General features: G+C 47.0%; 8 protein-coding genes. 3 read left to right on the forward strand and 5 right to left on the reverse strand.

What is annotated here, in order from left to right; all coding sequences use genetic code 11:
• Positions 1-81 precede the first annotated feature (81 nt).
• From adhE to pflB, 3 genes are all read right to left on the reverse strand, one after another.
• Complete coding sequence (gene adhE / locus QT987_RS16230) at positions 82-2,712, reverse strand: bifunctional acetaldehyde-CoA/alcohol dehydrogenase (protein WP_333241714.1); 2,631 nt, start codon at positions 2,710-2,712, stop codon at positions 82-84.
• Between the two features lie 124 nt (positions 2,713-2,836).
• Positions 2,837-3,577, reverse strand: coding sequence for a pyruvate formate-lyase-activating protein (pflA, locus tag QT987_RS16235; protein ID WP_333052442.1), 741 nt, complete (start codon positions 3,575-3,577; stop codon positions 2,837-2,839).
• Between the two features lie 383 nt (positions 3,578-3,960).
• Positions 3,961-6,189: a formate C-acetyltransferase gene (pflB, locus tag QT987_RS16240; RefSeq protein ID WP_333241719.1), complete on the reverse strand. Its 2,229-nt coding sequence runs from the start codon at positions 6,187-6,189 to the stop codon at positions 3,961-3,963.
• A gap of 429 nt (positions 6,190-6,618) precedes the next feature.
• Between pflB and QT987_RS16245 the strand changes: the two genes are divergently transcribed.
• Complete coding sequence (locus QT987_RS16245; protein WP_333241721.1) at positions 6,619-9,339, forward strand: bifunctional acetate--CoA ligase family protein/GNAT family N-acetyltransferase; 2,721 nt, start codon at positions 6,619-6,621, stop codon at positions 9,337-9,339.
• Between the two features lie 102 nt (positions 9,340-9,441).
• Here QT987_RS16245 and QT987_RS16250 read toward each other — a convergent pair whose 3' ends face one another.
• Positions 9,442-10,044: a superoxide dismutase gene (locus QT987_RS16250; RefSeq protein ID WP_333052685.1), complete on the reverse strand. Its 603-nt coding sequence runs from the start codon at positions 10,042-10,044 to the stop codon at positions 9,442-9,444.
• Between the two features lie 381 nt (positions 10,045-10,425).
• Here QT987_RS16250 and QT987_RS16255 point away from each other — a divergent pair, with 381 nt between their 5' ends.
• Positions 10,426-10,965, forward strand: coding sequence for a phosphate-starvation-inducible PsiE family protein (locus QT987_RS16255; protein ID WP_333052434.1), 540 nt, complete (start codon positions 10,426-10,428; stop codon positions 10,963-10,965).
• Positions 10,966-11,331: 366 nt separating this feature from the next.
• On the opposite strand, the gene QT987_RS16260 is transcribed toward QT987_RS16255, so the two are convergent.
• A complete protein-coding gene (locus QT987_RS16260; protein WP_333241723.1) occupies positions 11,332-11,883 on the reverse strand; it encodes a peroxiredoxin in 552 nt (183 codons plus the stop codon).
• 120 nt (positions 11,884-12,003) lie between these two features.
• On the opposite strand from QT987_RS16260, the gene QT987_RS16265 reads away from it, so the two are divergent.
• A partial coding sequence (locus QT987_RS16265; protein WP_333241725.1) for a peptidylprolyl isomerase occupies positions 12,004-12,302 on the forward strand: 299 nt, incomplete at its 3' end.

Raw genomic sequence — 12,302 nt, forward strand, 5'->3', positions numbered from 1 at the left:
AAACTCTTGTGGGGATTAGGGGTTAGGCATCCTATCCCCCATTCACAGTCTTTTCTGGAGAAATCTCTGGCACCGCGCCGATTACACTAAGGTTAAAACTCGATTGAGTTCAGAAGTGTCGCCGTCAGAATACGCTTGCACCAGAAGTTGCTTTAAATCTTCAATCAGCGGATAGCGGGGGTTCGCTCCGGTACACTGATCGTCAAAAGCACGATCGGCCATTTCCTCAACGCGAGCAAAGAAGAAATCATCACTCATTCCCTGACTGGCGATCGCCTCCTGAATCGTGCTAGGAATATCTACCTCACGCTTCAGAGCTTCCACCGCTGCGATCAACTTCTCAACTTTTTCATCTTCGGTATCGCCGCCCAAATTCAGATAGTCTGCAATTCGAGCATAACGCCACTTGCTGTTAGGATACTTGTTTTGAGAAAAAATCGCTTGTTTGAACGGAACATCCGTTGCATTGTAGCGAATTACATGGGAAATCATCAGCGCATTCGCTAAACCGTGAGGGACGTGGCAAGTTGCACCTAATTGGTGAGCTACTGAGTGACAAACCCCCAGAAAAGAGTTGGCAAATGCCATGCCGGCGATCGTAGCAGCATAATGTACTTTCTCCCGCGCTTTCGGATCGTTGGCACCATTTTTGTAAGCGCTGGGCAGGTATTTAAACAGCAAACGAATCGCTTCTAAAGCCAAACCATTTGTATACTCAGAAGCCAACACAGAAACATAAGCTTCTAAAGCGTGGGTTAGCGCATCAATGCCGCCGTAAGCAGTCAGTTTTCGGGGCATATTCAGCGTAAGTTCTGGATCGACGATCGCCATACTCGGAGTCAGAGCATAATCTGCAAGCGGATACTTAATCCCCGATCGCTCATCCGTAACAACCGCAAAAGGCGTGACTTCCGAACCCGTTCCCGAAGTAGTTGGAATTGCCACCATAATTGCCTTTGAACCCAAAGGCGGCAGTTCGTATACCCGCTTGCGGATATCCATAAACCGCATCGCCAATCCTTCAAACTCAATTTCTGGATGCTCATACATCAGCCACATTACTTTAGCAGCATCCATCGGCGAGCCACCACCAAAAGCAATAATCACATCTGGATGGAAACTATTGCAGATTTCTAAACCTTTGCGAACAGTAGCCAGCGAAGGATCGGGTTCCACATCGTAAAATGTGTAGTGATCGATGCCGATTTCTTCCAAACTCTCTGTGACTTCCTTAGTCAATCCCAATTCAAACAATGGTTTATCCGTCACAATCAAAGCACGTTTCTTACCTGCAAGATCCCTCAAAGCTACAGGAAGACAACCCGACTTAAAATAAATCTTGGGAGGAATGCGGAACCAGAGCATATTCTCGCGTCGCTCTGCTACGGTTTTGATATTGAGCAGGTGATGGGGTGTCACGTTGACAGAAATCGAATTATCGCCCCAGCTACCGCAACCGAGGGTAAGGGAGGGATCGAGGCGGAAATTGTACAAATCGCCGATCGCACCTTGAGAAGAAGGCGTATTAATCAGCACCCGCGAAGTCTCTAGTTTGCTTTCAAAATAACGAATGTGGTTCTGATTGTGCGGGGCGGTGTAGAGTACAGAAGTATGTCCGTGTCCGCCAAAAATTATCAGCGCTTCAGCTTTGTCTACTGCTTCAGTAAAGTCCTTGGCGCGATACATGGCGAGAATCGGCGAAAGTTTTTCACAAGCAAAGGGTTCTTCTTTACCTATCGTATCCACTTCTCCAATCAAAACCCTGATGTTTGACGGCACTACAAAACCCGCAATCTGCGCCACCTTTTGCACCGATTGTCCGACTATTTCGGCATTCAATCGACCATCAATTAAGATTACCTGCCGCACTTTTTCTCGTTCTTCAGCATTCAGGAAATAAGCACCGCGCTTGATAAATTCCAGTTGCACGGCATCGTACACCTCATCCACAACAACTACCGATTGTTCCGAAGCACAAATCGTGCCGTTGTCGAAAGTTTTGCTGAGCAAAATTGAGCTGACAGCCATTTGGATGTGAGCGGTTTCATCGATGATGGCGGGAGTATTTCCAGCGCCGACACCGAGGGAGGGATGTCCTGAAGAGTAGGCAGCTTTTACCATTCCCGGCCCGCCAGTTGCCAAAATTAGTTTGATATCGGGGTGCTGCATCAAAGCTTGGGAAAGTGGCACAGTTGGCTCATCAATCCACCCAATAATATCCGGTGGTGCGCCGGCTGCTACAGCAGCATCGAGGAGGATTTTTGCCGCCGCAGCCGTGCAGGATTTGGCGCGGGGATGGGGCGAAAATATAATGCCATTTCTCGTCTTGAGCACGATTAATGACTTAAAGATGGTGGTGGAAGTCGGGTTAGTTACAGGCACGATTCCTGCTAGCAATCCCACGGGCTCGGCAATGCGTTCGTAGCCAAAATGCCGATCGGACTCGATGATACCGCAAGTCTTGTCGTTTTTATATTTGTTGTAAATCATTTCCGAGGCAAAATGATTTTTGATTGCCTTATCTTCGATGACTCCCATTCCCGATTCTTTGACGGCTGCTTTGGCTAAGGGAATGCGGGCGGCATTAGCGGCTAAAGCTACTTGCTTGAATATGCGATCGACCTGTTCTTGAGTGTAGGTGGCAAATTCAGCTTGGGCTGCTTTTACTTTTTGAATTAGGACTTCTAATTCTTCTAAATTGGTAACTTTCATGTGATTTTTCGTGATGTGGATTTCGGAAAAATTATTGCCTCAATCTTTGATTGGTAGGGAACCTGCAGCTCGGCGCAGATAATTTCAAGATTGTGGGTGACTTGTGAACGTGGCCTTTTAATTATTATATACCGCTAGCTCCGATCGCATTGACCCCGCGACTGCGAAAAATATCAACTGTTTGTTGCACGAGTTCCGGTGAAGCTGGAGGTGTATCCTTGAGTTCGTAATCCAATTTTAATTGCTCCCATTTGTATTCTCCCATTTTATGAAATGGTAATACTTCGACTTTTTCCACATTGTTCAGATTGGCAATAAACTCCGCTAATTTTTCTACGTTTTCGATGTGATCGGTGAGGTGAGGAACTAGAACGAAGCGAATCCACGTCGGTTTGCCAATTTCGCTGAGATATTTGGCCATTGCTAAAGTAGGCTCGATGGAAACATTGGTGACTTTGTAATAGAGTTCGGGAATGTAGGATTTGATGTCCAACAAAACCAGATCGGTCATTTCCAGAACCGGTTTAGCAACGTCTAAAACACAGAAGCCTGATGTGTCCAGCGCTGTATGCAAACCCATTTGATGACAGCGGGTAAAGATTTCTTTGACAAAATCCGGCTGCATCAATGGTTCGCCGCCGCTGACGGTAACGCCTCCTTTCCGTAGGTAGGATTTACATTTTATAATTTGCTCGATTAAATAATCGACGGTTACTTCTTTACCATCGTGGGAATTGCGACAGTCGGGATTGTGACAGTACAGACAGCGTAACGGACAGCCTTGGGTGAAGACGATAAACCGGATTCCGGGGCCGTCTACTGTACCAAATGTTTCGATTGAGTGAATGCGACCAATTCCAGACATTTAATTTGCTGTTTGTTGGTAAGGATTTTGAGAGTAGGGATGAGGGAATCTCGGTGCTAACTTAAGCCTGGAAACTTGCGTATTTTTCGTTTGGTTGCTGAGGCTCGATCCCCCTAAATCCCCCTTAAGAAGGGGAGTAGGGGTTGACTTTGAGAAGTGGACGGTTCCCCTTGAATCCCCAGATAGTCTGGGGAATTCAAGAATACTCTTGTTCCCCCCTTCTTAAGGGGGGTTAGGGGGATCTGGCCTCATGGTTTAACAGCGAAACTAGACGAAAAAAGACTTATGCAGAACCAATTATGTAGGCGCTTCTTGAGTCCCCCTCAGCTCGGACTTCGTTTGACAAGGAGCGGTTTCAATCGCCGAGTTTTTTCTGCTGGGATTTAGACGCGTTCGTGGAAAGTCCGTTTAATCACATCTAATTGCTGTTCGCGGGTAAGTTTGATGAAATTAACCGCATAACCGGAGACGCGAATTGTTAGCTGGGGATAGTTTTCTGGATGTTCCATCGCATCTAGTAATGTTTGCCGATCGAGGGCGTTAACATTGATGTGATGGCCGCCATCGTGGAAGTAACCGTCTATAAGACTAACTAGGTTGTTAGTCCGATCGCTCTCCATTCTGCCCAAGGCCTGCGGTAGAATCGAAAAAGTATTCGATATGCCATCTTGACAATCACTGTAAGGCAGTTTGGCTACAGAAGATAAGGATGCGATCGCCCCACAGGAATCTCGGCCGTGCATCGGGTTAGCGCCCGGAGCAAAGGGTTCGCCGGCTTTACGTCCGTCGGGAGTGCTACCAGTTTTTTTGCCGTAAACTACGTTAGAGGTAATTGTGAGTACCGATTGAGTCGCTACAGCGCCGCGGTAGGTTTTGTGCTGGCGAATTTCGTTCATGAAGCTTTGCACAAGTTCGATGGCTATACTGTCTACGCGATCGTCATTATTGCCATATTTGGGATATTCTCCTTCGATCGAGTAATCCACTGCCAAACCTTGCTCGTTGCGAATCACCTTAACTTTAGCGTTTTTAATCGCCGACAGGGAGTCCGCCACCACCGACAATCCGGCAATTCCGCAGGCCATTGTCCGGTAAACATCGCGATCGTGCAGTGCCATTTCCAGGCGTTCGTAGCAGTATTTGTCGTGCATATAGTGAATGACATTCAACGTATTGATATACGTTTTTGCCAACCACGCCATCATGTCGCGGAACCTGGCTCTTACCTCGTCATAATCGAGATATTCGGTAGTAATCGGTGGGAACTGCGGCGCGATTTGGTCGCCGGACTTCTCATCTTTACCGCCGTTAATCGCATAGAGCAAAGTCTTAGCTAAGTTAACTCGCGCGCCGAAAAACTGCATTTGCTTGCCAATTCGCATGGCGGAAACACAACAGGCGATCGCATAATCATCGCCGTATTGAGGGCGCATCAAATCGTCGTTTTCGTACTGAATAGAACTTGTGTCGCTGGATACCTTCGCACAGAATTCTTTGAAGTTGTCCGGCAAGTTTTCCGACCACAAAACGGTAAGATTTGGTTCGGGTGCAGTACCGAGGTTTGACAGGGTGTGTAAGAATCGGAAACTGTTACGAGTTACCAATGTTCTACCGTCATCGCTGATACCGCCGATCGCCTCTGTTACCCAAGTTGGATCGCCAGAAAACAGAGCATTATAGTCGGGAGTTCGCAAAAACCGCACCATGCGGAGTTTCATTACAAAATGGTCGATCAGTTCTTGCAATTCCACTTCAGAACTTGCGCCACTTTGCAAATCGCGCTCGAAATAAATGTCTAAGAACGTCGATACGCGGCCGAGAGACATCGCTGCCCCGTTTTGTTCTTTCACTGCTCCCAAGTAGCCAAAATACAGCCACTGGACAGCTTCTCGTGCATTTGCTGCCGGACGGCTAATATCAAAGCCGTAGCTAGCAGCCATTTCTTTTAACTCAAACAATGCCCGAATTTGCTCGGATAACTCTTCGCGCAAGCGAATTGTTCCCTCGTCCATCGCGTCTAGTTCGAGTGATTCTTGCTGTGTTTTTTTATCCTCAATTAGGCGATCGACACCGTACAAAGCAACGCGCCGATAGTCACCAATTATCCGCCCGCGTCCATAGGCATCTGGCAAACCTGTGATGATACCAGAACGTCTCGCCAGACGCATCGAGCGCGTGTAAGCATCGAATACACCATCGTTATGAGTTTTGCGATATTTCGTAAATATTTCTTCTGTTTGCGGATCGAGCTGATAGCCGTAAGCTTCTAAACCTGCCTTGACAACGCGAATCCCGCCCAAGGGCATAATCGCGCGTTTCAAAGGTCGATCGGTTTGCAAACCTACTATTTGTTCTAAGTCGCGATCGATGTATCCTGCTGCATGAGCCGTGATCGATGTGGGAACTTTTGTATCAACATCCAATACACCTTTTTCGCGCTCTTGCTTCATTAATTCCAGAACTTTTTGCCAAAGTTGCTGGGTTTTTTCGGTTGGTGCTGTGAGAAATTCTGCATTCCCTTCGTAGGGGGTGTAATTCTTTTGGATGAAGTCTCTGACGTTGACTTCGTTTGTCCAGTTGCCTTCAGTAAAGCCGTGCCATTCTGCAAACATAGCTTGCTTTCACCTCAATTTTTTATTAGCGATCGATCTTTTTTGCTTCGACCACTACATCTAGTATATATTTAATTTCAATATTTTAAATACCCGGTTCGCTATTTGTTACAAAAGTTGACTTGCTAATTTGGTGGGAAGAATTAAGATAGATAGTAGGCAGAACCTCCTCGTGAATTGTTGAGGAAGCTCTGACCAAAGGGGTTCCCGAACTAACACTTAGACAACCCAAATGTTGTTTAAGGGCGGGCGTGTCGGAAACGGGCAATGAGATTTTTTTTTTCAGGAACCGCGAACACCCGAAGAAGATGAAGAAAAAGCAGAAAAAAAGCAGAAAAAGAGTTCGGATTTGATTCGGTGATAGTTATCGAAAGCAGAGCAATATTAATTGCTGATTAATTGAAGTAGGGTACTATGCAGATAAATTCAATGAATCAAAGCACTGCGAGCGATCGGGCTCACGATATTTGGAAAGAACAGCGTCATCCGCTCGATCGGATTTTTCGGCCTCGCTCCGTGGCTGTAATCGGCGCAACAGAGAGAGAAGGAAGCGTCGGACGTACTCTCCTGTGGAACTTGATTCGGAATCCGTTTGGCGGAACAGTTTTTCCAGTGAATCCGCAGCGCCACAGCGTCTTGGGGCTCAAGTCTTATCCTGACATTGCTAGCGTCCCGGAAAGAGTGGATCTGGCGGTGATTGCTACGCCTGCTGCTGGGGTGCCGCAAGTGATCCGCGAATGTATCGCTGCTGGGGTGAAAGGGGCAATTATTGTTTCTGCTGGCTTTAAAGAGATTGGTGCGGCTGGGGAGGCTTTAGAACAGCAAGTTATCGCCCAAGCGCGTCAGGGCGGAATGCGGATTATCGGCCCAAATTGCCTCGGCGTGATGAATCCTGTGCTTGGGCTCAATGCTACTTTTGCAGGTACGATCGCCCGTCCGGGTAATGTCGCCTTCATCAGTCAAAGCGGCGCCCTCTGTACTTCGATCCTAGATTGGAGTTTGGGAGAAAATGTCGGTTTTAGCGGTTTTGTGTCGATCGGCTCTATGCTCGATGTCGGTTGGGGCGATCTGATCGAGTATTTCGGAGACGACCCCCATACCCACAGTATCGTTTTGTACATGGAATCTATGGGTGATGCTCGTTCGTTCCTGTCCGCCGCCCGCCCAGTGGCGATCGACAAACCGATCATCCTTCTCAAGGTAGGACGTACCGCCGCCGCCGCCCAAGCCGCCGCTTCCCATACGGGAGCTTTGACCGGCAGCGATGACGTGCTTAACGCTGCTTTCCGCCGCTGTGGCGCGTTGCGGGTACATACGATTTCCGATTTGTTCGACATGGCAGAAATTCTGGCAAAGCAACCGCGACCGCAGGGAAACCGCCTATCCATCGTCACCAATGCAGGAGGGCCAGGGGCGATCGCCACTGATGCCTTAATTAGCGACGGCGGTGCGCTGGCAGATCTAGCACCGGAGACGGTGCAGCAGCTTGATGAGTTTTTGCCGCCTCAGTGGAGTCATCACAACCCGATCGATATTTTGGGCGATGCTAGTAGCGATCGTTACGCCAAAACTCTAGAAGTGGTCGCTCCCGATCCCAATAGTGACGGATTGCTGGTCATCCTAACGCCACAAGCGATGACAAATCCCACCCAAACCGCAGAAAAACTCAAGTCTTACAGCCAACTCCGAAAGCCCTTATTAGCAAGCTGGATGGGCGGTGTGGAAGTGTCAGCGGGAACGCAAATTCTCAATCAGGCAAATATTCCGACTTTCCCCTATCCCGATACCGCCGTCAGGTTGTTCAACTATATGTGGCGGTACACGTACAACCTGCGCGCTATCTACGAAACGCCATCTCTCCCCGCTGATTGCGAAATCGAGACTTCCGGGTGTGCGACTGCTGCGAAGATTTTGACGGCCGCGGGCCAAAACAATCGCACTCTATTAACCGAGTACGAATCAAAACAGTTGCTCTCCGCTTACGGCATTCCCACCGTAGCGACAGAAATTGCAGCGAGTGCGGCCGAAGCTGTGGAAATTGCCGAGATCCTCGGTTATCCAGTGGTGCTAAAACTCCATTCTGAGACGATTACTCACAAAACCGATGTGGGGGGCGTAAAACTAAATTTAGGCGATGCTAAGGCTGTAATTAGTGCCTTTGAGGCGATCGCCCAGCGGGTACGGGCGATCGATCCGGCAGCGTTTCTCGGCGTGACAGTGCAGCCGATGGTGCACTTGGAAGGCTATGAACTAATTTTAGGTAGCAGTATCGACCCACAATTTGGGCCGGTGATGCTGTTTGGTTCCGGCGGACAATTAGTGGAAGTCTTTCAAGATCGATCGCTAGCACTTCCGCCTTTAAATACCACCCTAGCGCGGCGGATGATGGAGCAAACGCGCATCTATAAAGCTTTGCAAGGAGTGCGCGGCCGATCGGCAATTGACCTGGTACAACTCGAACAGTTATTAGTTCGTTTCAGTCAACTGATTGTAGAGCAACCTCAAATTGCCGAGATTGATATTAATCCGCTGCTGGTTTCTCCTGAAGGTGCGATCGCTCTTGATGCCCGCGTTGTTCTGCAAACAACGGAAAACCCCATTTCTCCCGCGATTCGCCCCTATCCTACGCAATACGTTCAACAATGGTCAACGGAGGGCGATCGTCCCATCACGATCCGTCCGATTCGCCCAGAAGATGAGCCGCTGATGGTGCTGTTCCACAAAGAACTTTCGGAAGAGAGCGTCTATTTGCGCTACGCTCACATGGTAAAGTTAAAGCACCGCATCGCTCACGAACGTTTGACCCGGATTTGTTTTATTGACTACGATCGCGAAATGGTGTTAGTAGCCGATCGTCAAGACCCGGAAACCTCAGAACACCGGATTTTGGGAGTAGCGCGTCTGAGCAAACTCCACGGCACAAACCAAGCCGAATTTGCCCTCATCGTTAGCGATAGCTATCAGCAGCGCGGTTTGGGAACAGAATTATTGAGGCGGATGTTGCAAATTGGTCAGGAAGAGAAATTAGAGGCGATCGTCGGCTACATTCTCAATAGCAACTACCAGATGCAGAGCCTCTGTAAAAAACTCGGATTTGAACTCCAACCAGACCGAGGCGAAGGAATGTTGAAAGCTGTTTTTGTCTGCTAATAGCAAGTTGGGTTAAATAATTCTCATTCATCACAACTAAAGTCCTCACTACAAACTTTATCGTTTGGTAGTGAGGACTTTAGTCCTCAAACTCAGATGCTACTAAGCCGCAGCCAAATTTGCTGCTGCAAACTCCCAGTTAGCCAAATTATCCAAGAAATTAGTAATGTAGTCGGGACGGCGGTTTTGGAAATCCAAATAATAAGCGTGTTCCCACACATCCAAAGTCAGCAACGGAGTTTGGCCGTGTGCTACCGGGGTGTCAGCGTTAGCAGTTTTGGTAACTTTCAAAGTGCCGTTGTCCAAAACCAGCCAAGCCCAGCCGCTACCGAACTGAGTTGTCGCAGCAGTCTTGAATTCTTCTTTGAATTTGTCGAAGCTGCCGAAGTCGGCGTTGATTTTCTCAGCTAAAGCTCCTGTCGGAGTGCCACCGCCGCCCGGTGCGAGGGAATTCCAGAAAAAATTGTGGTTCCAAACTTGACCTGCATTGTTGAAAATGCCGGCTTTGGATGGGTCTTTAGCAGATTCCTTGACAATTTCTTCAAGGGATTTGCTCGCCATTTCAGTTCCTTCAATCAGTTTATTCAGATTGGTCACGTAAGCAGCGTGGTGCTTGTCGTGGTGGAACGAAAAAGTGTTGGCCGACATATGAGCTGGCTCTAGGGCGTCAGCGGCGAAGGGTAACGGTGCAAGTTCAAATGCCATTGTGTTCAATCCTCTCTGGATTACTTTTGGTTTTTGGGCTAACTTTCCGGCTTTTGTATGATTAAAGCCGAGAGTCCCTAGCTTGAGTTTATCAAGCTGTGGTAAATAATTCTTTACAATTTTCATATTTTATAGCAGTTGGGGCATTTCAGCATTCAGACTTGTATTTTTTAGATATCAAAGCTACTTATTGCAGGCTTCACATAGCATAAACTATCACTAAATGTCAAGCCACCTGGGTGGCAAATAAAAGTGTGTGTGAAATTGTCAACCAATCGAAATTTTATGAGACTGATAAAGAGATTAAACCTGTAAATTGCCATAGATTAACCTAAGTTCAATTAAGCTGTAAGAAAGCCAAACAAGTTGCAGCATATGTCAATGGAAAAGCGTTTAAACAACTCGTCGAGTAACCCCCCTCAATGGTTGAATTTGCAATTAATCGTCACCGGTCTGGAAACAGTCCAAGACTTAATTGTAATTTCCCTATGTATTGGTTTGTTTTGTTTCATGGTGCTAGAACTGCGAGAAATGTTCTTCTCGCTGCTACCTCCTTTGAATTTCCAGGAAGTCACGGCAGATATTTTATTTCTATTAGTTTTAGTGGAATTATTTCGGCTGCTAATTATTTACTTGCAAGAAAAAAGAGTTTCGATCGGCGTAGCTGTGGAAGTTTGTATTGTATCAGTTTTGCGAGAAGTGATAGTGCGGGGAGTGCTGGAAACTCCCTCGGTTCAAATATTATCAACAGGCGCATTTTTGCTGGTTTTGGCAGTGTTGTTGGTAGTCCGAGTTTGGTTGCCGCCAACCTTCGAGGGAATTGACCCGGAACGTCGCATGGCTAGCAGAAAGAAAAATTTTTCAGACAATGAATCTTCTGTCGCATCTGTTGCAGTCAATAGCAAGTTTAATTCTCATTGAATATGTCATGACAGGCGATTTTAGATTTTAGATTTTAGATTTAGTCTTTTATCGCTTGTCACGTTACAGCTATCATTTCCGGTAAAACTGAGATTTTGCACCATTGTCAAGAACGGGATCTGGGGCCCGTTCCACAAAGAGTAGATTTTCTTGTGGGGAGTAGGGGTTGGGCAGGAGAATCCACCCAAAAAAGAATTATTGAGAATGGTGCAAGATGTGAGTTCAAATCAACCTGATAACGTTGGCAGTGAAGACTACATTCCTCTGTATTTTCAGAGGAATGTAGTCTTCACTACCAAGACAAGGTTCATCAGTCATTCCCAATTATTCAAATCTAACATCTAAAATCTAAAATCTAAAATGGTATTACCCGTTAGCCTGCAATTCCTGCAACCGGGCAAACACTTCTTTAGAGTGAATCGCCGGATTAATCTTCACAAAAGTTTCACGTAAAACGCCTTCAGGGTCAATAATAAAACTGTGTCGCGCGGAGATAAAACTCATCCAAGAACCGTAAGCTTTACTCACTTTACCGTCGGTATCAGCTAACAGTGGAAACTTCAAACCTTCCGAATCGCAAAATTCCGCGTGGGAGTTGACATCATCAGCGCTAATACCGATAATTTGAGTATTTTTTGCCAAGTATTTCGGCAAGTCTTCCTGAAATCGACGCGCTTCGATCGTACATCCCGAAGTAAAGTCTTTCGGATAAAAATAGACTACCAGCCACTTACCGCGATAATCGGACAGGGACACTTGTCCGTCGCCGCTGTTTGTCGGCAAACTAAAATCCGGCGCTGGTTGATTCACCGTCGGAAGCTTGCCACCGAGGGCAAATGCAGGTGTGGCAAAATTGAAACTTAGAAAAACTAGACAAATTGCCAATAAAGTGGTAAAAAACTTGCGACGGGACATCATAAATTTTAGAAGTAGAACTGTACTTAAGACAAGTTTACAGTTTTCTGATTAAATGGGTAAGGGCAATTCGCGGATTGCTTCTAAAACCCAAATATCACTCACTCCAATAGCAATTTACCCATGAGCGCTGCACTCCCGTTAACAGGCAAAGCTATAGTAGTCCAGATAATTAACGGTCAACCCGTTACGATCGAAGTCGATGGCACTAATGCCCCTATTACCGCTGGCAATTTTGTTGACTTAGTTGAACGAGGCATTTACGACGGGGTGATGTTTCACCGAGTTGTGCGCCAGCCAGAGCCTTTTGTAGTGCAAGGAGGCGATCCGCGCAGCAGAGATACTACAATTCCAGCGAGTCAATTGGGAACGGGTAGTTTTATTGACCCTGATACCAATCAGGCGCGTTTTATTCCTTTGGA

The sequence above is a fragment of the Microcoleus sp. SVA1B4 genome, assembly GCF_036700545.1.
GTDB lineage: Bacteria > Cyanobacteriota > Cyanobacteriia > Cyanobacteriales > Microcoleaceae > Microcoleus.

Bases quoted from the DNA above. Each gene is read 5' to 3' on its own strand.
- adhE (WP_333241714.1), bottom strand. From the start codon at position 2,712: ATGAAAGTTACCAATTTAGAAGAATTAGAAGTCCTAATTCAAAAAGTA.
- pflA (WP_333052442.1), bottom strand. From the start codon at position 3,577: ATGTCTGGAATTGGTCGCATTCACTCAATCGAAACATTTGGTACAGTA.
- pflB (WP_333241719.1), bottom strand. From the start codon at position 6,189: ATGTTTGCAGAATGGCACGGCTTTACTGAAGGCAACTGGACAAACGAA.
- QT987_RS16245 (WP_333241721.1), top strand. From the start codon at position 6,619: ATGAATCAAAGCACTGCGAGCGATCGGGCTCACGATATTTGGAAAGAA.
- QT987_RS16250 (WP_333052685.1), bottom strand. From the start codon at position 10,044: ATGGCATTTGAACTTGCACCGTTACCCTTCGCCGCTGACGCCCTAGAG.
- QT987_RS16255 (WP_333052434.1), top strand. From the start codon at position 10,426: ATGGAAAAGCGTTTAAACAACTCGTCGAGTAACCCCCCTCAATGGTTG.
- QT987_RS16260 (WP_333241723.1), bottom strand. From the start codon at position 11,883: ATGATGTCCCGTCGCAAGTTTTTTACCACTTTATTGGCAATTTGTCTA.